Annotated in this window: 31 protein-coding genes, 1 tRNA gene and 1 pseudogene; 21 read left to right on the top strand and 12 right to left on the bottom strand. The window is 63.0% G+C overall.

What is annotated here, in order from left to right:
- Together NKH37_RS21510 and NKH37_RS21505 are read left to right on the top strand one after the other, a co-directional pair.
- A partial coding sequence (locus NKH37_RS21510) for a hypothetical protein (protein ID WP_353006119.1) occupies positions 1 to 192 on the top strand: 192 nt, incomplete at its 5' end.
- 168 nt (positions 193 to 360) lie between these two features.
- Complete coding sequence (locus tag NKH37_RS21505; RefSeq protein WP_352909879.1) at positions 361 to 798, top strand: hypothetical protein; 438 nt, start codon at positions 361 to 363, stop codon at positions 796 to 798.
- A gap of 307 nt (positions 799 to 1,105) precedes the next feature.
- Here the strand turns inward: NKH37_RS21505 and NKH37_RS21500 are convergent, their stop codons facing one another.
- Together NKH37_RS21500 and NKH37_RS21495 are read right to left on the bottom strand one after the other, a co-directional pair.
- Positions 1,106 to 1,741, bottom strand: a complete 636-nt coding sequence (locus NKH37_RS21500) for a carboxymuconolactone decarboxylase family protein (protein ID WP_352896187.1) — start codon at positions 1,739 to 1,741, stop codon at positions 1,106 to 1,108.
- 146 nt (positions 1,742 to 1,887) lie between these two features.
- A complete protein-coding gene (locus NKH37_RS21495) occupies positions 1,888 to 2,073 on the bottom strand; it encodes a hypothetical protein (RefSeq protein ID WP_353041326.1) in 186 nt (61 codons plus the stop codon).
- Here NKH37_RS21495 and NKH37_RS21490 point away from each other — a divergent pair.
- Positions 1,984 to 2,841: a LysR family transcriptional regulator gene (locus NKH37_RS21490; RefSeq protein ID WP_353041324.1), complete on the top strand. Its 858-nt coding sequence runs from the start codon at positions 1,984 to 1,986 to the stop codon at positions 2,839 to 2,841. The genes NKH37_RS21495 and NKH37_RS21490 overlap by 90 nt on opposite strands.
- Positions 2,842 to 2,872: 31 nt before the next feature.
- Here the strand turns inward: NKH37_RS21490 and NKH37_RS21485 are convergent.
- From NKH37_RS21485 to NKH37_RS21475, 3 genes and pseudogenes are all read right to left on the bottom strand, one after another.
- Positions 2,873 to 3,166 (bottom strand): annotated as a pseudogene (locus NKH37_RS21485) (DUF3363 domain-containing protein); the annotation flags it as partial.
- A 776-nt stretch (positions 3,167 to 3,942) separates the two neighbouring features.
- A tRNA-Arg gene (locus tag NKH37_RS21480) sits at positions 3,943 to 4,019 on the bottom strand.
- Between the two features lie 47 nt (positions 4,020 to 4,066).
- On the bottom strand, positions 4,067 to 4,759 hold the full coding sequence (locus NKH37_RS21475) for a winged helix-turn-helix transcriptional regulator (RefSeq protein ID WP_023722341.1): 693 nt from the start codon (positions 4,757 to 4,759) through the stop codon (positions 4,067 to 4,069).
- Between the two features lie 340 nt (positions 4,760 to 5,099).
- On the opposite strand from NKH37_RS21475, the gene NKH37_RS21470 reads away from it, so the two are divergent.
- From NKH37_RS21470 to NKH37_RS21445, 6 genes are all read left to right on the top strand, one after another.
- Positions 5,100 to 5,426 (top strand): DUF1330 domain-containing protein, encoded by a 327-nt coding sequence (locus NKH37_RS21470; RefSeq protein WP_023677873.1) that lies wholly within the window; start codon positions 5,100 to 5,102, stop codon positions 5,424 to 5,426.
- A 127-nt stretch (positions 5,427 to 5,553) separates the two neighbouring features.
- Complete coding sequence (locus NKH37_RS21465) at positions 5,554 to 6,078, top strand: hypothetical protein (protein ID WP_502905995.1); 525 nt, start codon at positions 5,554 to 5,556, stop codon at positions 6,076 to 6,078.
- A gap of 193 nt (positions 6,079 to 6,271) precedes the next feature.
- Complete coding sequence (locus NKH37_RS21460; protein ID WP_353006116.1) at positions 6,272 to 6,844, top strand: TetR/AcrR family transcriptional regulator; 573 nt, start codon at positions 6,272 to 6,274, stop codon at positions 6,842 to 6,844.
- Between the two features lie 124 nt (positions 6,845 to 6,968).
- Entirely contained in the window at positions 6,969 to 7,955 is a 987-nt protein-coding gene (locus tag NKH37_RS21455; RefSeq protein WP_352964213.1) for an alpha/beta fold hydrolase, read from the top strand.
- Positions 7,956 to 8,041: 86 nt separating this feature from the next.
- Positions 8,042 to 8,332 carry a DUF768 domain-containing protein gene (locus NKH37_RS21450; protein ID WP_023722345.1) on the top strand — a complete coding sequence of 97 codons (291 nt, stop codon included), beginning with the start codon at positions 8,042 to 8,044 and terminating at the stop codon, positions 8,330 to 8,332.
- A 41-nt stretch (positions 8,333 to 8,373) separates the two neighbouring features.
- Positions 8,374 to 8,517, top strand: a complete 144-nt coding sequence (locus NKH37_RS21445; RefSeq protein ID WP_352917678.1) for a glycine zipper domain-containing protein — start codon at positions 8,374 to 8,376, stop codon at positions 8,515 to 8,517.
- Positions 8,518 to 8,589: 72 nt separating this feature from the next.
- On the opposite strand, the gene NKH37_RS21440 is transcribed toward NKH37_RS21445, so the two are convergent.
- Positions 8,590 to 9,753 carry a M20 aminoacylase family protein gene (locus NKH37_RS21440; RefSeq protein ID WP_352789577.1) on the bottom strand — a complete coding sequence of 388 codons (1,164 nt, stop codon included), beginning with the start codon at positions 9,751 to 9,753 and terminating at the stop codon, positions 8,590 to 8,592.
- Positions 9,754 to 10,023: 270 nt separating this feature from the next.
- Between NKH37_RS21440 and NKH37_RS21435 the strand changes: the two genes are divergently transcribed.
- Entirely contained in the window at positions 10,024 to 11,202 is a 1,179-nt protein-coding gene (locus NKH37_RS21435; protein ID WP_352548874.1) for a D-alanyl-D-alanine carboxypeptidase family protein, read from the top strand.
- Between the two features lie 4 nt (positions 11,203 to 11,206).
- Entirely contained in the window at positions 11,207 to 12,325 is a 1,119-nt protein-coding gene (locus NKH37_RS21430) for a CobW family GTP-binding protein (RefSeq protein ID WP_353041320.1), read from the top strand.
- Positions 12,326 to 12,535: 210 nt separating this feature from the next.
- On the opposite strand, the gene NKH37_RS21425 is transcribed toward NKH37_RS21430, so the two are convergent.
- The 5 genes from NKH37_RS21425 to NKH37_RS21405 all read right to left on the bottom strand — a co-directional run bounded on the left by NKH37_RS21425 (position 12,536) and on the right by NKH37_RS21405 (position 16,512).
- Positions 12,536 to 12,823 (bottom strand): sulfurtransferase TusA family protein, encoded by a 288-nt coding sequence (locus tag NKH37_RS21425; protein ID WP_352483484.1) that lies wholly within the window; start codon positions 12,821 to 12,823, stop codon positions 12,536 to 12,538.
- 5 nt (positions 12,824 to 12,828) lie between these two features.
- Positions 12,829 to 14,154, bottom strand: a complete 1,326-nt coding sequence (locus NKH37_RS21420) for a L,D-transpeptidase family protein (RefSeq protein WP_352909973.1) — start codon at positions 14,152 to 14,154, stop codon at positions 12,829 to 12,831.
- Positions 14,155 to 14,398: 244 nt separating this feature from the next.
- Entirely contained in the window at positions 14,399 to 15,349 is a 951-nt protein-coding gene (locus NKH37_RS21415) for an acetyl-CoA carboxylase carboxyltransferase subunit alpha (RefSeq protein WP_023721141.1), read from the bottom strand.
- Between the two features lie 99 nt (positions 15,350 to 15,448).
- Positions 15,449 to 16,366, bottom strand: coding sequence for a site-specific tyrosine recombinase XerD (locus NKH37_RS21410; RefSeq protein WP_352495633.1), 918 nt, complete (start codon positions 16,364 to 16,366; stop codon positions 15,449 to 15,451).
- On the bottom strand, positions 16,363 to 16,512 hold the full coding sequence (locus NKH37_RS21405; protein WP_023721139.1) for a hypothetical protein: 150 nt from the start codon (positions 16,510 to 16,512) through the stop codon (positions 16,363 to 16,365). Before NKH37_RS21405 ends, NKH37_RS21410 begins: the two co-directional genes overlap by 4 nt.
- A 161-nt stretch (positions 16,513 to 16,673) precedes the next feature.
- On the opposite strand from NKH37_RS21405, the gene NKH37_RS21400 reads away from it, so the two are divergent.
- The 4 genes from NKH37_RS21400 to NKH37_RS21385 are packed head-to-tail and all read left to right on the top strand — an operon-like array spanning position 16,674 to position 20,137.
- The gene (locus tag NKH37_RS21400; RefSeq protein ID WP_352495632.1) at positions 16,674 to 17,276 is read left to right on the top strand and encodes a shikimate kinase; all 603 of its coding nucleotides are present in this window, start codon (positions 16,674 to 16,676) and stop codon (positions 17,274 to 17,276) included.
- Positions 17,273 to 18,394 carry a 3-dehydroquinate synthase gene (aroB, locus tag NKH37_RS21395; protein ID WP_352483487.1) on the top strand — a complete coding sequence of 374 codons (1,122 nt, stop codon included), beginning with the start codon at positions 17,273 to 17,275 and terminating at the stop codon, positions 18,392 to 18,394. Before NKH37_RS21400 ends, aroB begins: the two co-directional genes overlap by 4 nt.
- Complete coding sequence (locus NKH37_RS21390) at positions 18,391 to 19,287, top strand: HlyC/CorC family transporter (RefSeq protein WP_023721135.1); 897 nt, start codon at positions 18,391 to 18,393, stop codon at positions 19,285 to 19,287. Before aroB ends, NKH37_RS21390 begins: the two co-directional genes overlap by 4 nt.
- 40 nt (positions 19,288 to 19,327) lie before the next feature.
- A complete protein-coding gene (locus tag NKH37_RS21385) occupies positions 19,328 to 20,137 on the top strand; it encodes an alpha/beta hydrolase (RefSeq protein WP_353041318.1) in 810 nt (269 codons plus the stop codon).
- Position 20,138: 1 nt separating this feature from the next.
- Here NKH37_RS21385 and NKH37_RS21380 read toward each other — a convergent pair whose 3' ends face one another.
- Positions 20,139 to 20,441: a BolA family protein gene (locus NKH37_RS21380; protein ID WP_023721132.1), complete on the bottom strand. Its 303-nt coding sequence runs from the start codon at positions 20,439 to 20,441 to the stop codon at positions 20,139 to 20,141.
- A 133-nt stretch (positions 20,442 to 20,574) separates the two neighbouring features.
- On the opposite strand from NKH37_RS21380, the gene NKH37_RS21375 reads away from it, so the two are divergent.
- The 6 genes from NKH37_RS21375 to NKH37_RS21350 all read left to right on the top strand — a co-directional run bounded on the left by NKH37_RS21375 (position 20,575) and on the right by NKH37_RS21350 (position 26,285).
- The gene (locus NKH37_RS21375) at positions 20,575 to 21,204 is read left to right on the top strand and encodes a J domain-containing protein (RefSeq protein ID WP_036238769.1); all 630 of its coding nucleotides are present in this window, start codon (positions 20,575 to 20,577) and stop codon (positions 21,202 to 21,204) included.
- Positions 21,205 to 21,327: 123 nt separating this feature from the next.
- Positions 21,328 to 22,314, top strand: a complete 987-nt coding sequence (gene cobS, locus NKH37_RS21370) for a cobaltochelatase subunit CobS (RefSeq protein ID WP_023721131.1) — start codon at positions 21,328 to 21,330, stop codon at positions 22,312 to 22,314.
- Between the two features lie 11 nt (positions 22,315 to 22,325).
- Positions 22,326 to 24,224, top strand: coding sequence for a cobaltochelatase subunit CobT (cobT, locus tag NKH37_RS21365; RefSeq protein WP_023721130.1), 1,899 nt, complete (start codon positions 22,326 to 22,328; stop codon positions 24,222 to 24,224).
- Positions 24,221 to 25,246: an esterase-like activity of phytase family protein gene (locus NKH37_RS21360; protein ID WP_352591175.1), complete on the top strand. Its 1,026-nt coding sequence runs from the start codon at positions 24,221 to 24,223 to the stop codon at positions 25,244 to 25,246. The genes cobT and NKH37_RS21360 overlap by 4 nt, the downstream gene beginning before the upstream one ends.
- A 191-nt stretch (positions 25,247 to 25,437) precedes the next feature.
- On the top strand, positions 25,438 to 25,806 hold the full coding sequence (locus NKH37_RS21355) for an ArsR/SmtB family transcription factor (protein WP_353006120.1): 369 nt from the start codon (positions 25,438 to 25,440) through the stop codon (positions 25,804 to 25,806).
- Positions 25,803 to 26,285 carry an SRPBCC family protein gene (locus tag NKH37_RS21350; RefSeq protein ID WP_353006114.1) on the top strand — a complete coding sequence of 161 codons (483 nt, stop codon included), beginning with the start codon at positions 25,803 to 25,805 and terminating at the stop codon, positions 26,283 to 26,285. Before NKH37_RS21355 ends, NKH37_RS21350 begins: the two co-directional genes overlap by 4 nt.
- Positions 26,286 to 26,337: the final 52 nt, after the last annotated feature.

Here is a 26,337-nt window from a genome sequence, read left to right as displayed (position 1 = left end):
GCGGCCGGCAAGCAGTTGGTCCAGAAGTTCCTTCTCAATAGCCATGCGATGATTCTCTCCTTTCCATCATCATGGCCTCGCGCACAGAATTCCCGACAGTCCCGCCGGGCTACTCCAGCACAGACTCTGCCCGTCGATCACCTCGATCGGCACGGACTCCAGACCGACATCGTCGAACAGCCGCGCATTTGACCGCGTTCGCCAAATTAATGGCCGATCTTTGCGAAGCCTCCGCATTTTCGTGGGGGGAAGCCCTCCCAGCATCATCGTGATTGGACTTCACGATCGGTTGGAGTCACGCTGGCTGCAGGCATAAGAAGGATATGGGTGGACCAACTATCGTCCGAATAGGAGGCCAAAATGAAATACCAGACGATCGAGCAACTGCAGATCGTCGCCGAGATCGATCAGGCCTACCCGCGCCAGGCCATGTCGCGCAGCGAGCGTCTTGAACGCTGGGCGGAGCTCCTTGAACGGAACCCTGACCGGCGACTCTCGACGCTACACCAGACCGAGTATCAGCCGGTTAGATCACGCGGGGCCATGCGCGGCGACGGCTCGCCGATCTCAGTCGCTTTCGAGGATCCTGTCCTCCGCGCCGCCGGGTTGGAAAACGACAACTACGGCGAAGCGAAGCGGTTCTTCGAACTGACCGACAGGCAATTGCATGAGATCATCTGCTATTGTCATTTCGGCGCGACGGTGAGCGCCGTAACGGCCGCCCGTCACATCCGTGCGGCGATTGCCGGGAGACAGCCAGGCATGTTCGCTCGGATGCGTGAGGCGTTCGTCGGATAAAGCCGGAGCCGTTTCGCAGCATCATTTTTGAAGCGGCTCGCATGGAAAGCCGCCGCCGTAGCGCAGGCAAGCGCTCCCCACGCGGGGAGGCTGCGTTTGCATGAGGGGGTGCGGCTTTCCGCAGGAGCACGCCGACGCCCCCTCCTGCATCTTTTCCATCCGAACCGGAAAGATCCCAATGCTGCCAGCACATCCGTGGTCAGCGCCGGTGGTCAAAGGCTCGAACAGAGCGACATGCGCGCCGGATAAGCGCTATACATTCGCTGTCGAAAATTCGATGCTTCATGGTGGGTCGAAGGTCGCGGACCTATGTCGATCGGGACCGGGAAAGCCAAATCGTGATCGCGAGCAGCTTGGCCTTGTGATCGAGGCCGTCCCGAGCCAGCGCCTCCCCGAACCCGAAATCGATCGAAAGCTGCGCGAGGTCGGGCGCGATGCCGGCGAAGCGGTCAAAATAGCCCTGCGCGTCGCCCGCTACGAGCCGCTCCAGCATCTCGCGTCCGGCCCATCCGCGTCCCGCTCCGTAACCCGTCGCGGGCTTGATGGGCTGAAATGCCAGCTCGCGTTCGGCGAATACCGACCGGACGATGCCGACGGCATTGACGGTTGCAGGGAAGCCCAGGACCGCGACCGAGACGAAGAGCAGTTCGACGATCGCTTCGGGGGTGCCGCCGGCATTGAGAAAGCCGGCGATATGAAACTTCAATTGCGGCTGGGCGCTTCCGTCGGCCAGCAGCATCGAGACGGTGCAGAGCTGCCTTAGCGGGAGATCCAGCCCCGGGCGGGACAACACATCGCCATAGGGATATTCGACGGTGAAGCGCGACAAATCGGCGGAGGTCTCCGCCAGAGCATTGATCGGTCCATCGAAATTCTCCCCGCCGATCCGGCGGAGCGTCTCCAGGCCGCGTGAAAATCGATCCTCATGAGTTTCCGAGGCCATGGCTTGCCCGCTCCGACTGATGGCGAAAGAACTTGCTGCGATGAAGGCAGCCTCAATAAAGCGTCGGCGAGAACTTACTCTTCCCGTTGCTGCGGTGGTGGGACCTGACACTCATGTTCTCTAACTCTGCCCGCCCCCGCTTTATTTCAGGTCAGACCTTGCATCGGCGATTGCGATAAATTCAATTCATTATTAGCATCGCCGTGATGAAGAAGATTCATATCGCTAACGTCGATCTCAATCTGCTGGTCGTCTTCGACGCCCTCGTTGCCGAAGGGCACGCCACGCGCGCGGCCGAGCGGATTGGGCTGACCCAGCCGGCGGTCAGCCATTCGCTCAATCGCCTTCGGGCTCTGTTCGGAGACCCGCTGTTTGTCCGATCCCCGCGCGGCATGACGCCGACGCCACTGGCGCAGGACATTGCGCCGAGTGTTCGGTCGATCCTCGAACAGGTTGAAGGCGTCCTGCTCGGCGGGCGCTCGTTCGATCCGACCGAAAGCACTCGGCAATTCGTGGTCGGTCTCTCCGATTATGCCGCTTTCGTGCTGCTACCGCGTCTGACTGCACGGCTCGGCCGCGAAGCACCAGGCGTTTCTCTGGTGGTCCGCAACACGAGCCGCAGCGTCGGTTTGCCGATGCTGGACGACGGCGCAGTCGAACTCATCGCCGGCAACTTCCCCCAGCCGCCGACCCATATGCGAGAAGAACTGCTATACGAAGAGGACTTCATCTGCGCTGGCCGCGGCGATCACACCGATCTGGCCGATAGTCTCGACCTCGACCGCTATCTCTCGCTGCGCCATCTTCAGGTTTCGATGAAGGGCAATCCGAGCGGCTATGTCGATGCTGTGCTCACCGAGAAAGGATTGAAGAGGAATGTCGTCGTGACGGTCGGCCACTTCTTGATGGCACCGATGCTGGTCGATGCCTCCGAGCTCGTGGCAACGGAACCCCGTCGTCTCTTCGCACCGTTGGCAGGGCGGCTACCGCTCCGACTTTTTCCGCCGCCATTGGATATTCCTTCATTTCGAGTGGTGCAGACTTGGCATGCGCCACGACGCCGACCCAGGGCATCAATGGCTGCGACGGGTGCTCAGTGAAGTCGGTCAAGGGGTTTGAGGGCGAAAGCCCCAATCCCCGCTGCCGCCCCAACTGCCAGGACACCGATCCGCCCTGCACGATGCCACTGACCTCGCGGCCGAGCTGGCGGTCGATGACTGGCCGCCACGGGACAAGCGTGAACTCGTGGGACTTCTCGACGATGGCGAACTTGCCACTGGATAGCTGCGCGGCCCCGGTGAAGGTGCCGGTCACGGTTTCGCCCTCGGCGGCAGCTCGGAACGGCAGTGCCTTTTTCGCCGCCAGTTCCCCACCGGCACGGTCAACCTCGCGTTCCTGAAGCGTGGCGATCAGGTTGCGCCGGTAAGCGCCCCTTCAAATTTGTAGATTCGCTGAAAGATCTGTCGATCGATCCAAGCCGCGATTGCCGACGAGGAGCTGAGGACCCTGTGAGAGTATGGCGCTGCAGATCAGTTCCTCGGCAACAAATTTCGTTCTTGCAGTACCGCATTTTTCGAGGGCAGCCACAGCCGGCCTACTGAAAGCCACCTTTTGACCTTGCAGCCTCGGCACTGACGTTGGCTGCTTATGGGACGCGCGTCCCATCCATCAATGTCGGAAATGGGGGGCGGTAGCAGTCATCCAGCTCTTAATCGTCGAATGCGAACTTTTCCGTGATCCACACCTAGGAGCTGCCAGTCCGCTCTCGGCTCCATGGCTGTCGTTCCAGACCAAACGTGCAAGGGACCGTATGTAGCGCTGGCACGACAACATTGATTACGGCTCAGGCCTCGTAAGACGTGCCATTCTACCAGGTGGCTAGGTCAGCCTCGTGCGATACGGACTGAGATACAAACTGTGATACAAATCGCTGTGGGCTCCTGGACTAGAAAAAACATCGTAAAATCAATGCCTGCCGAGGCGCGGCATTGCGTCTCGACAGACCCCACCTCAAATCGCCACCTGAAGCGACATCGGTGGCCGCCCGTCCCAGCAATCTACTCAATTCCAGAATCATGGAAATCCACAACTCGGTTGGATTGAGCAGCTGAAGCCGAAGTTCATGCGAAATTTGCCGTACTAATTGCCGTACTAATTTACCAAAAAGTACGGCGGCTTTTTGGCTAAGTGCTTGAAAAACTTGGTGATCCCGACAGGAATCGAACCTGTGACCTACAGATTAGGAATCTGCCGCTCTATCCTACTGAGCTACGGGACCATCGCGCCCGACACATAACCGCTTCGGATCGTTTCGCCAAGAGGCAGCTAGGCTGCTCGCTTGGGTTCGACAGCGAACGGGCTCAGGCCCAGCCAAGTCTGCATTTTGCGGGCGATATCCTGATCGCCCGTCAGAATGACTTTCGGCCCGGCCTTCTCGACGGTGATCAGCCCCATCCAGATTTCGGTCATGGTGTGCAGGTCGGTCGAGACGTAGAGATCGACATCGAACCCCGGATCGTACCAGCAGAGGTCGACCTCGCCGTGCTTCTCGACGATCAGCCACCACGACCGTTTGGAGGCGGGGAGCTCCTGGTACAGAAATTGTATCACCGTGCGCCCGTCGGGCAGCGGCGACGCGTTTAGATTGCGCCGCATGTCCCACATCAGCAGCGACGGATCGAGGTTCTTCAGCGACAGCCGCGACTCGACCCATTTCTGCCCCCAAAAGCCCATCGCCTCGACGACGGACCGCAGATCCCTGCCTGCCTCGGTCATCCGGTATTCGAAGATGCCTTTCTCGCCGCGCACCTCCTTGCGCTCGACGATCCCGGCCAGCTCGAGCTCCTTGAGCCGTTGCGACAGAAGGGTCGGCGACATTTTGGGGACGCCGCGGCGCAGATCGTTGAAACGGGTCGAGCCCGCCACCAATTCGCGAAGCAGAACCATGGTCCAGCGGGTGCACAGCACCTCCGCGGCCATCGATAACGGGCAGAACTGCTTGTATCCGGCCTGGGTCATGATGTTGCCTTCCCCTCAAATTCACCCGGGAGCATAGGCCTTTCCCAGCGGTGCGGCGAGTACAGAAACTGTACCGGCCCAAGTGTGGTGGATTTGAAGTTCCTGCTTTCTGGGTGGCATCAGCATTAGGAACTTCAAATCCAAAACCACACTGGAAATCCAAGCACTTGCTGGTGTGGCTTTTGAATCCGAAATTCGCTCGCTGCGTTGCTCCAAAGTGAATGCGAATTTCGAATTCGCCGCACCAGTACAGATCGCGGACTGGCTGGCGCCGGCCTTGCCATGCGACCCCTCTGCCGCTGCACGGGATACCCCTGTGCACGACCAGGAGACATGACCCATGACCGCTTACGTTATCGCAGACATCAAGGTGAGGGACCCGAAGTGGATGCCGGCCTATGCCGCGTCGGTCCACGACCTCGTTCACAAGCACGGCGGCAGATATCTGTCGCGCAGCGGCAATGTGAAGACGCTCGAAGGCAAGCCGCTCGACACGACGCTGATTGCCTTGATGGCGTTCCCGACCGAGGCCGCGGCGCGCGCCTTCACCGACGATCCTGCCTACGCACCCTTCGTTTCGGCCCGTCAGGGCGGCAGCGACAGCCGTTTCCAGCTGATCGACAACTCCGATCTGGCCGGAACGATCCCGTATCTGCCGAAGGGATGATCCTTCCGGGCATTCGTCGCATCGGGATAGGGATCTCCCAGCAACAACAGCCGCAGCGCCCACCTGCCGGACCCCCTTACTTCCGGCGGCCGGCCGGGGTGTGCTTTTCAAGAAGAATGGAATGACTATGACAATCACCTTTCGCAACAAATTCCTCGCTGCCGCGGCGCTGCTGGCGGCCTGCACTGCGTTGGCGCAGGCGCATCAGGCAGCGCCCGCGCCCGGTCCCAATCCGCTGGCCGAAAAGGTGCGAGCCGCCAACAGCCGCTTCGAGAATGTGGCGGCGGCGACCGCCGAGGGCTATGCGCCCATTCCTTGCGCCAGCGGCATCACCGGCGGCGCCATGGGCATCCATTACGTCAATCCCGGCTACCTCAAGGACGACGCTGTAGATGTCGCCAAGCCCGAAGCGGTGATGTACGAGCCGATGGCCGACGGCACGCTAAAACTGATCGCGGTCGAATACATCACCTCGAAAGGCCCGGCATCGCTCGATGGGCATCTGTTCAACTTCAACAGCGCGCCCAACCGCTATGGCCTCGGCCCGTTCTACGAGCTGCATGTCTGGGCCTGGAAGGGCAACCCGACCGGCGCGTTCGCCGACATGAACCCGAACGTGTCGTGCGAACCGACGACTGCTGCCAGCCAGTAAGCAGCCGGGCCAGGCGGCGCCAACGCCGCCTGGTTTTTAATCTCACAGAGGGGCCAAGCTCCGGGAGATCGCGATGCAACCTGGCATCGCTGGCGTGCCTGTGTGCCCGTCGAGCTGTCTTTGCAAAAAGAGTCGCTTGACTGGCGATGTAAAATGCTCATTCTAGAATGATCATTTTACATTGGGTTCCTCCATGACCAGACCGCGACTATTTGACGAAGCCACTGTGCTGGGTGACGCGATGAACGCGTTTCGACGGGCCGGTTTCGCGGGAATTTCGATCAAGGATCTGAGCGATGCCACCGGCCTGACGTCTGGCTCGATCTACAATGCCTTTGGCGACAAGGAAGGTCTCTATCGGGCGGCCTTCGGCCACTATATCGATGCCGTCATCCGACACCGTATCGAGACCTACATCGGCGAAGCAAGCGATCTGGATGGTTTGGAACAGTTGTTCCTGTCGTTGTTGCTGCCCGCCCCGGAATCCGGCGACCTCGGCTGTTTGTTAACGAACGCTGCTGTCGAGTTCGGTGCGCAACCGTCGGTCGCCTCGGAAGGTCTCGCGGAAGGCTTCGCCGTGCTGGAAGCCGCCATCCGGCAGGTCGTGGAGCGCCAGATCGGTGGAGGGCAGGTCGATCTCCACGTCGTCAGGCTTCTGCTTCTCTACCAAGGCATTCTCGTGCTGATCCGCGCCGGCCGAGACGTCTCGGCCTACCCGGCCGTCATTCGATCAGAATTCGAGCAGCTAAGGAAACTTCTGCCATGATCACCCTTCCCGCAGGGCGGTGCTTCTCGGCACCGCCGGCAGTCTTCTTGCGCCTTGCCTGCCGGTCTTTGGCGCGTCGCCGGCCATGCCGCCGGTCCGATACGTTCGCTCCAACGGCATCGATATGGCTGTTTATGAAGCCGGCAAGGGACCGGCGGTTGTTTTGCTGCACGGCTTTCCCGAACTCGCCTTTTCCTGGCGTCACCAGATCGCGCCGCTCGCGGCCGCCGGCTACCACGTCATTGTTCCCGACCAGCGCGGATATGGTCTGACCGACCGGCCGTCCAAGGTCGAGGATTATGACATGGTCCACCTGACCGGCGATCTCGTCGGTCTCCTCGATGCTCTCGGCGTCGAAAAGGCCGTGTTCGCGGGCCATGACTGGGGCGGCCTGGTCGCATGGCAGATGCCGCTTTTGCATCAAAGCCGGGTCACTGGCGTCATCGGTGTCAACACGCCATTCATTCCCCATGAAATGCTGTGGCTGCATCCGAGCCTCACCAAGGGGCTGACCGCCCCGGACAAGCCGTTCGTGGCCAACCCGGCAAAAGACCCGATCGCGCAGATGCGCGAAGTCTACAATCCCGACATGTATGTGCTGATGTTCGAAGATGGTGATCTCGCGGACCGTTTGATGGCGCACGACGTGGCGCGGGTGTTCAGGAGCAATATGCGCAAGGGTGTTATCACCGCCGCGCAATACGCCAAGCTGCCGCCGCAGGCCCGACACATGACATTCCTACAGGCGCTCTCGCAGCCGGAGCCGAAGACGCTGCCCGGCGAGCTGATCCTGACGCCAGACGAGCTTGCTTTCTATGCCGAGAGCTTCGGGCGCACCGGTTTCACGCCGGGCATCAACTGGTACCGCAACTTGTCCCGCAATTGGAGAGCCGGCTTGAATGTCGACCAGACGATAAAAGTGCCTTCGCTCATGATCGGCGCTGAGGACGACGTCGTGTTATCTCCAGCGATGATGGATGGAATGGACGCCCACATCGCCGATCTCGAAAAACATGTGGTCGCCGGCTGTGGACATTGGTCACAGCAGGAGAAGCCGGGCGAAGTCACCACGCTAATGGTCGATTGGTTGAAGCGGCGGGTTCCTGCGTAGCCGACATGGCGAGCGGTTCAAAGACGGTTAAGATAGCGGAACTTTCGGGATGCCGGCGCGCTTTAGTGTCCCGAAGGAGACACCGCATGAGCGCCACAAAAGAGTTCTTTGAAACCTGGCTGCAGGAGAATGTCGGCAATCTGCCGGCCGAGAGCGAGGTGAGCGTCGCCGTCCTGGCGCAGCAATTCGAGCAGGATGCCGATGCTGCCGGCTACGGCCACGAGGTTCGCGAAGACGAGCTCGGCAACATCCAGGAGGCGATCGAGGCAGCCCTGAAGAAGGCAAGGACAGGCGAAGAGCCGCAGGCTGCCGACGACAATGAGCTGGCGCCGGTTATGGAGGCGCTGGAGGTCGAGGATCCGAAGAGCGGACCGTAGCGGTTGCAGCTCTTCCCTTCCACGCTACATGACCGGGCATAATGGATGCCAAACACCTCACACTCGGCGTCGTGATCGGCGTGGCCATCGGCGCCGTGTTGGACAACATTGTTGCGGGCATTGGTATAGGTATTGCTCTGGGCATTGCCTTCGGCCTTGCCCGGAAGTCGTCCGGCCGGAAGTGACCAGCAGAACATGTCCTGCCCGATTTTGCCGCCCAGAGGTGCGGCGGTCGCCGCACCGCCGATGCCGAACGGCTACGCCGCCAGCGCCGTCTCCGCCAGCTTCACCCAATAGCTCATGCCGTGCGGGATGACCTCGTCGTTGAAGTCGTAGGCCGGGTTGTGCAGGCCGGCGGTATCGCCATTGCCGATGAAGATGAAGGCGCCCGGCCGCGCTTCCAGCATGTAGGAGAAATCCTCGCCGCCCATCACCGGCTGGATGGCGCGGTGCACATGGCTGTCGCCGGCGACGTCGGCCGCGATGTCGCTGGCAAAGACCGTCTCTTCCGGATGGTTGAAGGTGACGGGGTAGTTGGCATTGTAATCAACCTCGATTGTCGCGCCGAAGGCAGCGCCCACGCCTTGGCAAAGCGCGCGGATGCGCTCTTCAGCCTTCTTGGCGACCTCCTTCTTCAGCGTGCGTACGGTGCCGGCGATCTCGGCGCTCTCGGGAATGATGTTATAGGCGTCGCCGGCATGGAATTTCGTCACCGAGACGACCACCGCCTCGACCGGATCGGTGCTGCGCGAGACGATCGTCTGCAATGCGCCGACAAGCTGGCTGGTGATGACGATCGGATCGATGGTGCCGTGCGGCATCGCCGCGTGGCCGCCCCGGCCCTTGACGGTGATGGTGAATTCGGCGGTCGCCGCCATGATCGGACCCGGCCTGATGGCGAACTGGCCGACCGGCAGGCCCGGCATGTTGTGCATGCCGAACACCTTGGAGATGCCGAAGCGCTCCATCATGCCGTCCTTGACCATCTCGTTGCCGCCGCCGCCGCCCTCTTCGGCCGGCTGGAAGATAACCGCGACGGAGCCGGCGAAATTGCGTGTTTCGGCGAGGTATTTGGCGGCACCCAAAAGCATCGCGGTGTGGCCGTCATGACCGCAAGCGTGCATCTTGCCCGGGACGGTCGAGGCATAGGATTTGCCGCTGATCTCGTTGAGCGGCAGGGCGTCCATGTCGGCGCGCAGGCCGATCGTCGAGCCTTCGCCGTGGCGGCCGCGGATGATGCCGACGACGCCGGTCTTGCCCAAACCCGTCACGATGTCGTCGCAGCCGAAAGCCTTCAGCTTCTCGGTGACGAAGGCGGCGGTCTTGAAGACGTCGAAATTCAGCTCCGGCGTCTGATGCAAATGGCGGCGCCAGCCGGCCACCTCATCCTGCATTTCGGCGGCTCGGTTCAGGATCGGCATGATGGTTCCATTTCGCTGTTGGAGCAGGCGGTCTTGACCTGCTGCTGTGCAATTGTGCCTGCTGCCCTGCAACCATGCACGCTGCTTTGCATTGTGCTGCTGCTTCCACATTGTGATCGGCAGCACTTTGCCATGTTGACGTCACATAGAGTAAATAGCACCGCGACTGTGGTCCGGGAACAGAGAGCCGGACCATTATCCTGGCGATCGTGTAACGAAATCTTACGGAGCCAGGGGCGACTGCGGCAAGAGGCTATTTCGGTTTTCATGATGCGCTATAGGCATTTCCTCAAACTGTTGGTGGCGGGCGCGGTGGTGCTTGCGGCGCTGGCCGGGCCTGCCTTGGCCAATCCGACCATCCTGTTCGACCTGAACAGCGGCAAGATCCTGCAGCATCAGGAGGCGTTCAGGCGCTGGTACCCGGCATCGCTGACCAAGCTGATGACCGCCTATGTGGCGTTTCGTGCGATTGCCGCGGGCGAGGTCCAGCTCGATTCGCCGATCAAGGTGACGAAACATTCCGCCGGCGAGCCGCCGAGCAAGATGGGCTTCAAGCCGGGTTCGGTGATGCGGCTGGACAATGCGCTGAAGATGATGCTGGTCAAATCGGCCAACGATATCGCCATGGCGGTCGGCGAGAATATCGGCGGTTCGCAAGCGGCCTTTGCCGAACGCATGAATGCGGAGGCGCGGAGGCTCGGCATGAGCGGGTCCCATTTCGTCAATCCGAACGGGCTCTATTCGCCGGACCAGTATACGACAGCGCGCGATCTCGCTTTGCTGGTGATGGCGATCCGCAAGGAATTTCCGCAATATGCCCCCTGGTTCTCGATCGAAGGCCTTGCCGTCGGCAAGAAGGCGATCTCCAACTACAACCTCCTGATCGGCCGCTATCCGGGTGCCGACGGCATGAAGACCGGTTTCGTCTGCTCGTCCGGTTTCAATATGATCGGCTCGGCGACCCGCAACGGCCGCACCCTGGTCGCCGTGGTGCTCGGCGAGCAATCGGCCGTCACCCGCGCCGAGGCGGCGGCAAAACTGCTCGACCAGGGCTTTGCAACCCCGGCGCCGAGTTGGCTGACGGTGGCGGCGCTGCCTGCCTATGGCGACACCATGTCGGCCAACGACATGAACGACGAGATCTGCAAGAAGAAGCCGGTCGAGGAGCAGTCGGAAGCCGCACCCGCCGTCGGCGACAAGGGCAAGGATGTGCCGAAATCGCCCTATCAGGAAAAGCTCGACCATGTACCGACGCTGATCGCCGTCGGCCTCGGCGGCGCCACGGGGCCGAAGCCGAAGGCGATGCTCGACGCCTCCGGGCAGGAATATGCCGACGTGCCGCTGCCGACATGGCGGCCGGATCGGGCGCCGCCGGCCGGCGCCGAGCCGGCCGTGGCCGGGTCCACCACCGCCGCGCAGGTCCAACGGCCGGCCAAGGCGCTGAACTAGCCGTATGGCCGGCTTCCCGATCCCCGTTTCGGTGCTCACCGGCTTTCTCGGCGCCGGCAAGACGACGCTGCTCAACCGGCTGCTCCGGAATCCCGCGCTCGCCGACACCGCCGTCATCATCAACGAGTTCGGCGAAGTGGCGATCGACCATCTTCTGGTCGAGCAGGCGTCCGATGGCATCATCCAGCTTTCCGACGGCTGCCTCTGTTGCACGGTGCGCGGCGAGCTGGTCGACACGTTGGCCGACCTCGTCGACCGGCTGCAGACCGGCCGCATCGACCGGCTTGCCCGCGTTGTCGTCGAGACCACCGGGCTCGCCGATCCCGCCCCTGTGCTGCAGTCGATCATGGCGCACCCGGCCCTGGTCCAGGCCTTCCGGCTCGACGGCGTCATCACCCTGGTCGACGCCGTCAACGGCAATGCGACGCTCGATGCCCATGTCGAGGCGGTGAAGCAGGTGGCCGTCGCCGATCGCATCGTGCTCAGCAAGGCCGACCTGGCCACGGATGCAGGCGACGCGGAGGCGTTGCGGGCGCGGCTCAGGCAGCTCAACCCGGGTGCCGTGGTGCTCGACGCGAGCCAGGCAAGCGCCGCGACCCTGTTCGATTGCGGCCTCTACAATCCGGCCACCAAATCCGTCGATATGCAGCGTTGGCTCGGCGAAGAAGCCGGCCACGACCATGATGTTGGCAGCCATGACCACAGCGGTCATGGTCATGCCGACCACGGTCACCATGACCATGGCCACAGGCACGATTCCCGCATCCGCGCGTATTCGCTGGTTCATGACGGGCCGGTGCCGTTTTCGGCAATCGAGATGTTCCTCGATCTGCTGCGCTCGGCGCATGGCGAGCGCCTGTTGCGGATGAAGGGCGTCATCGAGCTTGCAGAAGACCCGTCGCGGCCGCTGGTTATCCATGGCGTGCAGAAGATCCTGCATCCGCCGGTGCAACTGCCGGCCTGGCCGGACAGCCAGCGCGGCACCAGGCTGGTGCTGATCACGCTCGACATGCCGGAAGACTATATCCGCCGGCTGTTCGCCGCCTTCACCAACCGGCCGTCGATCGACACGCCGGACCGCGCGGCACTGGAAAGCAACCCGCTGGCTATTGCCGGGCGGTAGAGGCTTTCATCAGTTTTAAGTCGAACGCCGCGCTGCCCCTCATCTGCCTGCCGGCATCTTCTCAAGAAGGACGCTCTCGTCGACGATTTCGCCAATCTCCAGCGCCGCAGAAAGAGCGCCAAAGTTGCGGCCAGCCCCTTCTCCCCGTCACTATACGGGGAGAAGATGCCGGCAGGCAGATGAGGGGCAGCGCACCGTCAGCAGAACGAGCTAAGTCCAGGCTCGGCCGCCGCCGCGCTCGACCAGGAAGCGGTGGCCGCCCGATATTGCCGCCGTTTCGATCAGCCGATGGCCGCTCTCGGCGCAGAAGGCGGGGATGTCGATGACGGCGAGGGGGTCGGTGGTTTCGAGCCAGAGGCGGCTACCCGGCGGCATTGCGGCCAAGCGCTTTTTGGCCTTGAGCGCGGGCAACGGGCAGTTCAGACCTTTGAGGTCGTAGACGGCGGCGGGGCTGGTTGAGGGCCTGTCTCCTTGGCCCCCATCTTCTTGTTCAAGCATGAAGCTCAGCCGCCAAACATGCCGAGCAGCTTTTTCTTCAACCTTGTCGCCGTGCTTTCGGCGTCCGCAGCCTGCGTTTCGACTGCCGGGGCGGCCTCCGATGGCGCTACAGTGGCGGTGGCGACAGGCATCTCGGCGGCGGTCTTGGCAGCTTCCTTTTCAGCCAGTGCCTGCGCCTTGGCCGCTTCCTTCTCGGCCAGCGCCTGCGCCTTGGCTGCCTCTTTGGCGGCCTTGGCCGCTTCAATGGCGGCTAGCCTTTGTTCCTCGGCCTTCTGCTTGGCGGCCTTTTCGGCGTCGAGTGCCGCCATCTTGCGGCCGGCCGGCGAATCGACGCGGCCCATGCGCGCCGTCTCGGTCACCGTGCCGTCTGGGTTGAGCGACGGCGGCTCGATCGGCACGCGTTCGCCGCGGGCACGCCGTTTCGACCAGTCGGAAACGATGCTGGCTTCCTTGATCCCGGCGATGGTCGGCTTGGGTGCCGGCACGCTGGCCTTGACGGCGCCGTTGAAGGCCGCCTCATAGGTGCTTTGATAGGCGTTGATGGCGCTCCTCAGTGAATCGGGCTGGGTGGTCGCAGGGCAAGCGCCGGTCGGATTAAAGGTCGAGCCGTCGGCCGCAACCTGGTTGAAGACGTAGCGCTTCTCGCAGACGTCGACTTTCGGCGGCACCTTGGTGACTTCGAAATTGTCGTAGCCGACCTTCAGCATCTTCCAGAATTCGTAGTTCGGGTCGTTGCGGTAGCGCGCCATGTTGGCTGCAGTCATGCGGAACGGAAAAGCCTGGATCTGGAACTCGGTCTGGCCGCCCTGGAAGGCGTCACGACCGAAAGCGTAGATCTGCTCGATCTGCGCGTCGGTCATCGAATAGCAGCCCGACGACGAGCAGGCGCCATGGACCATCAGGTTGGAACCAGTGCGGCCATTGGCGCGGTCATAGGCGTTCGGGTAGCCGATGTTGAAGGACAGGTGATAATTCGACCGCGGGTTCATCTGCGCCGGGCGGACCGTGTAAAAGCCTTCCGGCGCTTGGCGGTCGCCTTCGGTGAACTTCGGCCCGAGCTTGCCCGACCATTTGCAGATGTCGTAGCTGGCGACCAGGTCGTAGCGGCCGTTGGTCTTGGCCTTCCAGATTTCGAGCTTGCCTTCTTCCTTGAAGATGCGGGCCATCACCGAAGAGGTGCGGACCATGCCCTTGGCCCTCATCTCGGCCAGGATCTTGTCCGGCAGCGGCTTGTTGGCCTGCGGTGCAAAATCCTTCATCGAAGCATCATTGCAGCCGGCGACGCCGATCGCAGCGATCAGAACTCCGGTGCGGGCAAGCTTGGCAAACATGGATATGGCTATCGTCTTCATCTCTGCGCCGCGGATGCCGCGGCTGCTAAACTGACCACTGACGGACCTTAAGCCCGTTAACCTTGAAAATTCCTTACCGCAAGCGACCTTGCGCCAAGCAGCCCTCTTGCCCCAAACGAAATTGGCGCGTCCCCTACGGCAAGCTCACTGTGACGAACGCGGCGGCATTTTTGTGGCGAAATTGCTCCACGCCGTCACATTTCAGGCCGCGCACCTGCGTTGGCTACAGATTGCGGCCCATCGCCAGGTATTTCTCGCGGCGATGCTCGCGGAAGTCGGTGTTGGCGCCGGAAAATTCCTTCATCGTCCTGGCGATGAGGTCGCCGGTGGCGGCAATCACCGTTTCGGGGGCGCGATGGGCACCGCCGAGCGGTTCGGCGACGATGGCGTCGATGATCTTCAGCTCCAGCAGATCCTGCGCCGTGATCTTCATGTTGGTCGCAGCATCCCTGGACCGGGTGGTGTCGCGCCACAGGATCGAGGCGGCGCCCTCCGGCGAGATCACCGAATAGATGGCGTGTTCGAGCATGTAGACGCGGTTGGCGGTGGCGATCGCTATGGCGCCGCCGGAGCCGCCTTCGCCGATCACCACCGAGATCGACGGCACCTTCAGGCCAAGGCAGGCTGAGGTCGAGCGGGCGATGGCTTCCGCCTGGCCGCGCTCTTCGGCGTTGACGCCGGGATAGGCGCCGGCAGTGTCGACCAGCGTCAGCAGCGGGATTTGGAAGCGGTCGGCGAGTTCCATCAGCCGTACCGCCTTGCGGTAGCCCTCCGGCCGCACCGAGCCGAAATTATGCTTCAGCCGGCTTGCCGTGTCGGAACCTTTTTCCTGGCCGATGATCGCCACCGGCTCGCCACGGAAGCGGGCGAAGCCGCCGACGATCGCCTGGTCCTCGCCGAAATTGCGGTCGCCGGCGAGCGGCGTGAAATCGGTAAGCAGGCCCTTGATGTAGTCGATGCAATGCGGCCTGTCCGGATGGCGCGCCACCTGCACCTTCTGCCATGGCGTTAGCGCCTTATAGGCGTCGCGCAGCGCATCGCGTGAGCGCTTCTCGAGACGGGCGATCTCATCGCCGACGTCGACCGCCTCACCGTTCTCGGCAAGCTTCTTCAGCTCGAGGATCTTGCCTTCGAGATCCTGCACAGGCTTTTCGAAATCGAGGTAATTGTACATTCTTGGGCGAACCGGCAAGTCGGAAGGCAATGACTGACGCAAGCCCGAAAATGCAGGCTGGGCGCGGTGGAACGTCGTTCTCACATAGCGACATGACGCCTAGTCGGCAAGCGGATGATGATCGTTGACCAGACGCACCAGCCGCTCCTCCAGCACATGGGTGTAGATCTGCGTCGTTGAAATATCGGCATGGCCGAGCAGCTGCTGCACGGCCCTGAGATCGGCGCCGTTCTGCAGCAGATGGCTGGCGAAAGCATGGCGCAGCACATGCGGCGATATCTTCGCCGCGGCAATGCCGGCTCGCGCGGCAAGCCCTTTCAGCTCGCGGGCAAAGACCTGTCTCGAGAGATAGCCGTTTTCGGAGGCGGCCGGAAACAGGAACGGGCTGTCGGCAAGAGCCGGCACCGCCGCCCGTGCGGCAAGCCAGGTCCGCATCGCCGTGCGCGCCTTGGCCGACAGCGGCACCATGCGTTCCTTGTTGCCCTTGCCGCGCACCATGAAGAAGCGGTCGTCGCGCTGCGCCACCGTCACCGGCAGGCTGACCAACTCCGAAACCCGCAGGCCGGTGGCGTAGAGGACCTCGACCAGTGCGTGCAGGCGCAGCGCCGCCAGGCTGTCGTCGTCGTTGAGCGAGGGGTCGATCGCCTCCTGCGTGGCGCGGTCGAGCAGCCGGCCGGTATCGGCCTCGCTCATCGTCTTCGGCAGCGGCCGGCCTTTCTTCGGGCTGTCCAGCGTGCCGGTCGGATCGTCGCCGCGCAGGCCTTCGGCGTAGAGGAACTTGAAGAACTGACGGATTGCCGACAATTTGCGCGCCTGCGAGGTGGCGGCAAAGCCGCGCGCGGCGATGTCGTCGAGATAGGCACGGATGTCGGTGCTGGTGGCAGCGGCGAGCCCGCCGCCGATCCCGGCGGAAGCGTCCTCGAGGTCGCGGCGATAGGAGGAAAGCGTGTTTTCGGCAGCGCCGCGCTCGGCGCTCATCATCTCGAGAAAGGCTTCGATGCGGGCGGCGCTGTTCATTTTTTGGGATTGAGCTTTTCCGGAGGGATACGCACGCTCATTTCCGCCTTTCTCGGCTCGACGAACATGACCAGGGCGAACATCGCGCCGTAGACAATGCCGGCCAGAATCACGAGCGTCACGACAAAGCGAAACAGTGTCGGCATTAATTTTCGCCCGTCGTCTTGTTCTGCATTTCCAACCCTGTGCCCTTATGAGACGCCAATCCCACCAATTCAAGGGTGAAGCCAATAACAGTCCCGGGCGCGCCGCGCTTGACGCAAACAGGCTTTTGATGTCGATACGCCGGCAAAGAGGCCCTATAAACATGAACGCGTTACCAGCAAACCCTCCGGGCAAGAGCCATGCCGCGCTGCTCGGCCGGCTGGGCGACCGTTCCATCGTCTTTGTCGGGCTGATGGGCGCCGGCAAGACGGCGATCGGCCGCAAGGTGGCGGCGATGCTGGCGCTACCCTTTATCGACAGCGACCAGGAGATCGAAAGTGTTTCGCGCATGAGCGTCCCGGACCTGTTCGAGCGCTATGGCGAGGCGGAGTTCCGGGCACTGGAGCAGCGCGTCATCCTGCGCGTGCTGGAGCACGGGCCCCAGGTGCTGTCGACCGGCGGCGGCGCCTTCATGAATGCGCAGACGCGCGAGGCGATCGCCAGCCATGGCGTTTCGGTCTGGCTGAAGGCCGAGATCGACCTGTTGATGGAGCGCGTTTCCAAGAAGCAGAACCGGCCGCTGCTGAAAAGCGCCGATCCCCGGGGGGTGCTGGAGCGGCTGATGGCGGAACGCTACCCGGTTTACGCCGCGGCCGATGTCATCGTGCCGACCCGCGACGACCGCAAGGAGATCATTGCCGCCGAAGTGGTGGACGCGCTGCGCGGCCATCTCGGCGTTGCCGACATCGACGAGGTGCGGTCGTGAGCGCTGATGCAACGGTCTCTGTCGAAGTCGGGCTTGGCGAGCGTACCTACGACATTTTGATCGGCCCCGGCCTGCTGTCACGCGCCGGCGCCGAAATTGCGCGCCGTCTGCCGGGCACAAGGGCGGCGGTCGTCACCGACGAAAACGTCGCTAGCGCGCATCTCGCAACGCTTGCGGCCGGCCTGGCAAGCGGTGGCATCCAACATGCAGTCATCACGCTGCCGCCCGGCGAAAAGACCAAGAGCTTTGCGCACCTGGAAGAGGTGGTCGACGGCGTGCTGGCCGCCAAGCTGGAGCGTGGCGATGTCGTCGTCGCGCTCGGCGGCGGCGTCATCGGCGACCTCGCCGGCTTTGCCGCCGGCATCGCGCGGCGCGGCATGAACTTCGTGCAAATCCCGACCTCGCTGCTGGCGCAGGTCGATTCCTCCGTCGGCGGCAAGACCGGCATCAACAGCAAGCGCGGCAAGAACCTGGTCGGGGTGTTTCACCAGCCGAGGCTGGTATTGGCCGACACCGAAGTGCTCGACACGCTGCCGATCCGCGAGTTTCGCGCCGGCTATGCCGAACTGGCCAAATACGGGCTGATCGACCGGCCGGAGTTCTTCGCCTGGCTGGAGGAAAACTGGTCTCGCGTGTTTGCCGGCGGGCCGGAGCGGGCAAAAGCGATTGCCGAGGCCTGTCGCGCCAAGGCCGACGTCGTTGCACGCGACGAATTCGAGACCGGCGACCGTGCGCTGCTCAATCTCGGCCACACCTTCGGTCACGCGCTCGAGGCGGCGACCGGCTATGACGGCACGCGGCTGGTGCATGGCGAGGGCGTTGCCATCGGCATGGCGCTGGCGCACCGTTTTTCTTCAAGGCTCAATTTGGCGAGCCCCGACGATGCGGCGCGCGTCGAGGCGCACCTTCGCGTCGTCGGCCTGCCGTGGTGCATGGCCGACATTCCAGGCGAATTGCCTGACGCCGAAAAGCTGTTCTCCTTCATCACCCAGGACAAAAAGGTGTCGCGCGGCGCGCTGACCTTCATCCTGACGCGCGGCATCGGTCAGGCCTTCATCGCCAGGGATGTGCCGGCCTCGGAAGTGCTGGCGTTCCTCGGGGAGAACCATCCGGGATGAGCCAGGCCGGCTGGATCGCGGCTGCTGCGCTTGCCGGCCTCGGCCTGCTGGGCTTCGTCTTGCGTCGGCACCTGTTCGCCGCCTTCGGCTACGAGTTGCAGCGTATCGAGCCGCAGCGCTCGACGCATGAGGAATTGCGTGGCGCCGTCGACGATTTCCGCCGCGACGGCCAGGTGGTGCGCGAGGATCGTGCCCGCATTGGCGGCCTGTTCGACCTTGAGGAGCTCGAAGTGTCGGACGTGATGGTCCACCGCACCAATATGCGCTCGGTCAACGCCGACGACCCGCCGGAAGCGGTGGTGCGCGAGATCCTGCAGAGCCCGCATACCCGCATGCCGCTGTGGAAGGGCTCGCTCGACAACATCGTCGGCGTGCTGCACGCGAAGGACCTGCTGCGCGCGCTGAACGAGGTCGGCAATGATTTCTCCAGGATCGACGTGATGAAGATCGCGTCGCGGCCGTGGTTCGTGCCCGACACCACGACGCTGCAGGAGCAGCTCAACGCCTTCCTGCGCCGCAAGGCGCATTTCGCCATCGTCGTCGACGAATATGGCGAGGTCGAGGGACTGGTGACGCTGGAGGACATCATCGAGGAGATCGTCGGCGAGATCGCCGACGAGCACGACATCGACATCCAGGGCGTCAAGCAGGAAGCCGACGGCTCCGTCGTCGTCGACGGCACGGTGTCGATCCGCGACCTCAACCGGGCGCTCGACTGGAACCTGCCGGACGAGGAAGCCACCACCATTGCCGGCCTTGTCATCCACGAGGCGCAGTCGATTCCGGACGAAAAGCAGGCCTTTACGTTTCACGGCAAGCGCTTCGTCGTCATGAAACGCGACAAGAATCGGATCGCGCGGCTGAGGATCAAGCCGGCGATGCTTGGCGAATGACAGTGCACGCCTTATGGCAGCCGTGGGCAGTCAGGAGTCTATGACAATCGATCGGCGAACCCTGCTTCTGGTGTCGATGGCGGCGCAGCTGCCGGGTCAGGCTGCAGCGGCATTGCAGCTGCGTCCGCCATCACCCGAAACCTTCGACTATGGGCCGGCCAAGCTCGACATTTATTCCCGCGATGGCGCAAGCGGCCTGCCGGTCGTCTTTTTCGTCCATGGCGGCGCCTGGCGGGTCGGCAACCGCAACAACGTCAACTCCAAGCCGCAATTCCTGCTCGACAATGGCTTCTGCTTCGTCTCGATCGACTACCGGATGCTGCCTGAAGCCGACGTCGCCACCCAGGCCGCCGATGTCGAACTGGCGTATCGCTACGTCCGCGCCAACATCGCCAGCCATGGCGGCGATCCGGACCGGATCGTCGCGATGGGCCATTCGGCCGGCTGCCATCTCGTCGCGCTGACCGGCCTGCGCGGCGGCCTGCCCGGCGTCGCGGCGCTGGTCCTCGACGATACCAGGGCCTACGATCTGGAGGCGTTGGCCAGGAGCGGCGGCATGGCAGGGGTCTATGCCCGCGCCTTTCCCGATCCGGCGCAGTGGCGGGCGCTGTCGCCGGTCACCTATGTCGACGGCCGCAAGCATCCGCCGACGTTCATCGCCTATTCGCGGGCGAAAACCCGCGCGGCGGACGCGCAGGCCTTTGCCGGGCGTCTGGGCGCCACCGGAACCAGGGTCACGCTGTTCGATGGCAGCGCCTATTCGCACATGTCGATCAATCGCGACTTCGGCACCGAAGGCGATGCGTTGACCGCCGCGGTGATGGCTTTCCTGAGGGCGAGCCTCGGCTGAGTTACCAGCGGGTCTTTTCGCCGGGCGCCGCCGGCTCGATCGCCAGGGCATGGACGCCGGATTTCAATTCCTCGGCCAGCAATGCGTTGACGGCGCGGTGGCGTTCGACGCGGCTCATGCCGGCAAAGGCGGGCGCGACGATGCGGACGCGGAAATGCGTCTCGCCGGTGCCGTCGAAGGTGGCGTGATGGCCGGAATCCAGATGATGATGGCCGGCATGGAGATGGCTTTCGTTGATGACGGCCAGCCGTTCCGGCGAAAACGCCTTTTTCAGCTTGTCTTCCATCGTTGCCTGTATGGACATCGCCGCTTCCCTTCACCACATCTATGCCATCGCACAAAATTCGCCGTTCGCCGGTTTTATGCCGCGATTCAGCGGTTAGGGCGATCATCGCGAAAATGTCAATTCTTGTTTCGCATCAGCGAACAGCCCATAAATGGGTGAGATGAAGCCGTACCCAAAATATTTCGAAAAGATTCGCATCCGCCCGGAGAAGGACGCGGAGCTGAAGTCGCGCTCGCCGATCTGCCAGTGGGATGGCTGCAAGGAGGCCGGCACCCACCGCGCCCCGGTCGGACGCATGAAGGAAGGCGAGTACTTCCAGTTCTGCTTCGATCATGTGCGCGAGTACAATAAGGGCTTCAATTATTTCTCGGGCGTTCCCGACACCGAGATTGCCCGCTTCCAGAAGGAGGCCATGACCGGCCACCGGCCGACCTGGAAAATGGGCGTCAACGGTGCTTCGACACGCTCCTCGCCCGACTTCGCCCAGGCGCGCTCCGGTCGCGCCGGCTACTACAACCGCATGCGCGATCCGTTCGATCTGTTCAAAGGCCCGAAGGACCCGCGCGAAGCACGCGAGCGCAAGGCCAAGCCGCTTGAGGCCAAGGCACTGGAAACGCTTGGCCTTGATACAAAGGCGACTGGCAAGGATATCAAGGCGCGCTATAAGGAACTTGTGAAACGCCACCATCCGGATGCGAATGGCGGCGACAGAGGTTCGGAAGACCGGTTCCGCGATGTGCTCCAGGCCTATCGCGTGCTCAAGCAGGCAGGTTTGTGCTGAGCGACCTTACGGTTCGTGTCGCTTTCCAACTTTCATAAGGTTGGAAAAGGCTCTAAGACCGCCCCCGAACAAAATCGATTGCCAGCGAAACGCGGCGTTTCGCTTGTGGAGACGTTGGTAGAGATGAACAAGGTCGATCGCGACATCGCCAACCTGCCCGACACCACGGTGTCGGTGAAGGAGACATTCGGCTTCGACTCCAAGATGGTGGTGCCGGCCTATTCGGTGACGAGCGAGCATGTGCCCGACATCGACCCGGACTATCTGTTCGACAAGAACACGACCATGGCGATCCTCGCCGGCTTTGCCTACAACCGCCGGGTCATGGTGTCGGGCTATCACGGCACCGGCAAATCGACGCATATCGAGCAGGTCGCCGCCCGCCTCAACTGGCCCTGCGTGCGCGTTAATCTCGACAGCCATGTCAGCCGTATCGACCTCGTCGGCAAGGACGCCATCGTCGTCAAGGACGGGCTGCAGATCACCGAATTCCGCGACGGCATCCTGCCCTGGGCCTATCAGCACAATGTTGCGCTGTGCTTCGACGAATACGATGCCGGGCGTCCGGACGTGATGTTCGTCATCCAGCGCGTGCTGGAATCGTCGGGCCGGCTGACGCTGCTCGACCAGAGCCGGGTCATCCGCCCGCATCCGGCCTTCCGGCTGTTTTCGACCGCCAACACGGTTGGGCTGGGCGACACCACCGGACTCTATCACGGCACCCAGCAGATCAACCAGGCGCAGATGGACCGCTGGTCGATCGTCACCACGCTGAACTATTTGCCGCACGACAATGAGGTGAACATCGTGCTGGCCAAGGCCAAGCACTATCGCGACGGCAAGGGCAAGGAGATCGTCAACAAGATGGTGCGCGTCGCCGACATGACGCGCTCGGCCTTCATCAACGGCGATTTGTCGACGGTGATGAGCCCGCGCACGGTCATCACCTGGGCCGAGAATGCCGAGATCTTCGGCAATATCGGCATGGCGTTCCGGCTGACCTTCCTCAACAAATGCGACGAGCTGGAACGCTCGCTGGTCGCCGAGTTCTACCAGCGCGCCTTCGGCGAAGATCTGCCGGAATCGGCTGCCAATGTGGTGCTGGGCTAAGCAGAGTCTCGATGGCGGGTCCGGGCGACAACACGCGAAACAAATCCAAGACCGGCGCTGAGAACGACAGCTTCAAGCGCGCGGTTACCGTCTGCATGCGCGCCATCGCCGGCGACAAGGACCTCGAAGTCGGCTTCGCCAAGGACCGGCCGGCGCTGGCCGGCAGCCGCGCCCGGCTGCCCGAACTGCCGAAGAAGGCATCGAAAGCCGATATCGCCATCACCCGGGGGCTCGGCGATTCCATGGCGCTGAAGCGCGCCTGCCATGATGCGCGCATCCACACCAGGCTGGCGCCGGAAGGCAAGCAGGCCCGCGCCATCTATGACGCGGTCGAGCAGGCCCGGGTCGAGGCGATCGGCAGCCGCGCCATGCAGGGCGTTGCCGACAATATCGGCTCGATGCTCGAAGACAAATACGCCCGGGCCAACCTCGTCGACGTCAAGGACAAGGCCGACGCGCCGATCGAGGAGGCGCTGGCGCTGATGGTGCGCGAAAAGCTGACCGGCCGCACTGTGCCGAAGAGCGGCGAACGGCTGGTCGATCTCTGGCGGCCTTGGGTCGAGGAAAAGGCTAGCGCCGACCTCGACGGGCTGTCGGCAAAGCTCGACGACCAGCAGGCCTTTGCCCGCGTCGTGCGCGAGATGCTCGCCTCCATGGAAATGGCCGAGGAACTCGGCGACGACCAGGAGACGGAAGACTCGGAGGACAACGACGAAAACCAGCCGCAAGGCGAGGAGCAGAGCGAGGAGGGCGGCGAAGACGATTCCGGCTCCGAGCAGTCGCAGTCCGAAGATACCGAGGCATCGTCCGACGACGAGCAATCGGCCGAGACCGAGGCCTCCGACGCCACTGCCGACGACCTTTCCGACGATGACGACGCCGACGCGGAGACGCCCGGCGAGGCGCGCCGCAACGACAATCCCTTCACCAATCTGCCGAAAGAGATCGACTACAAGGTCTTCACCACGGCCTTCGACGAGACCGTAGGCGCGGAGGAACTGTGCGAGGAGGAGGAGCTCGACCGGCTGCGCGCCTTCCTCGACAAGCAGCTCGCCAACCTGTCCGGCGTCGTCGGGCGGCTGGCCAACCGGTTGCAGCGCCGCCTGATGGCGCAGCAGAACCGCTCCTGGGATTTCGACCTCGAAGAAGGTTATCTCGATCCGGCACGGCTGGTGCGCGTCGTCATCGACCCGATGCAGCCGCTGTCCTTCAAGCAGGAGCGTGATACCAAATTCCGCGACACGGTGGTGTCGCTGGTGCTCGACAATTCGGGTTCGATGCGCGGCCGGCCGATCACGGTCGCGGCGACCTGCGCCGACATCCTGGCGCGCACGCTGGAACGCTGCGGCGTCTCAGTCGAAATCCTCGGCTTCACCACCCGCGCCTGGAAGGGCGGGCAGGCGCGCGAGAAATGGCTGAAGGAAGGCAAGCCGCCGAACCCCGGCCGGCTCAACGATCTGCGCCACATCATCTATAAATCCGCCGACCATCCGTGGCGGCGGGCGCGCCGCAATCTCGGCCTGATGATGCGCGAGGGCCTGCTCAAGGAAAACATCGACGGCGAGGCGCTGCTTTGGGCGCACAACCGGCTGATCGCGCGGCCGGAGCAGCGCAAGATCCTGATGATGATCTCGGACGGCGCGCCGGTCGACGATTCAACGCTGTCGGTCAATCCGGGCAATTATCTCGAGCGGCATCTGCGCGCCATCATCGAGCTCATCGAGACGCGCTCGCCGGTCGAGCTTTTGGCCATCGGCATCGGCCACGACGTCACCCGCTACTATCGCCGCGCCGTCACCATCGTCGATGCCGAAGAACTGGCCGGCGCCATGACCGAGCAACTGGCCTCGCTGTTCGCCGAGGAAACCGTGCGCGACACGCGGCGCGGCGGCATGCGGCGCGCCGGATGATTTTTTCCCGCGGCGGCCTTTGGCAGACGCTTTTGGCCGCCATTGCGTTGTCAGGCATCAGTTTGGCGCCGGCTGTCGCTGCCGGGCCGGCCCCGGTCGAGCCGGCCGAAATCTCGGCACGGCCGATCAGCGAATTCCATATCGGCCGGCCGGACAAACAGTTCGGGCCGCTCGAATTCGTCGGCGGGCTCGAAATGACCTCGCCGACGCGCGATTTCGGCGCGCTGTCGGCGCTTCGGTTCCTCAAGCCGGGCAGCGATTTCATCGGCGTCGCCGATACCGGCTTCTGGTTCTTCGGCACCCTTGTCCACGATGCCGACAAGCGGCCTTCCGGCATTCAGAATTTTCGCATGCAGCAGATGGTCGATGCGGCCGGCCAGGCCATCGACCTGAAATGGGCGGTCGATGCCGAAGGCCTCGCGGTCCAGGACGGCATCGCCACGGTCGGCTTCGAGCGCGATCACCGTATCGCAGAGGTCAAGATCGATCCGGACGACATGAAGGCGCCGTTCAAACAATTGGACTTCCTGATCCCGGCCTGGGAACTTCGCCGCAATCGCGGCTTTGAGACCGTCGCCCGCGCCCATCCTTACGGACAGCACGCGGGCGGGCTGGTCGTGGTGTCGGAAAAGAGCCTCGACAAGGCCGGTAACATCTTCGCGGCGATCATCGAAGGGCCGCATAAGGGCGTCTTCACCGTCAAGCGCAATGGCGACTTCGACATCACCGACGGCGCCTTCCTGCCGGATGGCGACCTGTTGCTTCTGGAGCGCAGTTTTTCGATGGCCGGCGGCGTCAAGATGCGGCTGCGGCGCATCTATGGCGAAAGCGTCGAGAAGGGCGCCGTCGCCGACGGGCCGGTGCTGCTTGAAGCCGACATGGATTACCAGATCGACAACATGGAAGCGCTCGACGTCTGGACCCGCGACGACGGCGCGCTGATCGTGTCGCTGATGTCCGACGACAACCACTCGATCCTGCAGCGCAACCTCTATCTGGAATTCATCCTGCACGAGGATTGACGCGCGATCGGCCATTGATCAGCTGTTGGCGATGCTGGCATTTCCGCGCCGTTTCGCAGCGCATGCAATTTCCCATGGCGATTTCCCCTCGCAATGACCCGCGTCGCGCGTTTCCAACCGGCTCTCACCATCTGCAAAAATACTTTAGTTGTGGCTTGACAATTTGTGTCATCGGCGAAATACTCAAGTCCATGCTTAACTATTCCGAGATCGACAGCATCCTGCGGGCTCTTGCCGAGCCGACGCGGCGGGCAATCCTGGAAAGGCTGGGCCGCGGGCCGGCCACCGTCAGCCAGCTGGCGGAGCCGTTCGGCATGACCTTCGCCGCGGTGCTCCAGCATCTCCAGGCGCTGGAAGCGTGCGGGCTGATCCGCAGCGAAAAAATCGGACGCGTGCGCACCTGCCGGATCGAGCCCGGCGGGCTCGCCCCGCTCGCCGACTGGATCGCCGCGCGCCGTACGCCGGCCGAACGCCACCTCGACCATCTCGGCCAGATTCTGGCGGAGACTGACCAACCGAACGCAACACTCCACGACCAGGAAAAGGACGAAGAGAAATGAACCAGATTGCGCCCGTGAACGACCACTCCGTCATCCATTCGACCTTCACGATCGAGCGGACCTATCCGCAATCGCCCGAGCGCGTCTTCTTCGCCTTTTCCGACAAGGCGACAGTGCGGCGCTGGCGCGTCGAAGGTGACGGCTTCACCATCGCCGAGTTCACCTTCGATTTCCATGTCGGCGGCGGCGAGGTTTCGCGGTTCAGCTATCAGGGCGGCCCGGAAATCAGGCTCGATGCGCAGTTCCAGGACATCGTCCCTGACCGACGCATCGTATTTTCCTACCGGATGGCGGTCGGGCCGCAGCCGCTGTCGGCGTCGCTCACCACCGTCGAGCTCGCACCCTCCGGCGACGGCACTCGCCTGACCTATACCGAACAGGGTGCGTTTTTCGATGGCATTGATTCAGCGCACGGACGCGAAGAGGGCACGCGCGGGCTGCTGCAGGCGCTCGCGGCCGAGCTTCAGAAAGCGAAGTAGTAGGTGTCGGCATGCCGGGCGGAGCCCAAACAGCAATCCGCCCGAATTGCTT

Origin of the sequence: Mesorhizobium sp. M1217 (assembly GCF_040318275.1) — a bacterium.
Lineage (GTDB): Bacteria > Pseudomonadota > Alphaproteobacteria > Rhizobiales > Rhizobiaceae > Mesorhizobium.
The sequence above is the reverse complement of the archived record's forward strand: the minus strand, read 5'-3'. Positions and strand labels throughout refer to the sequence as shown.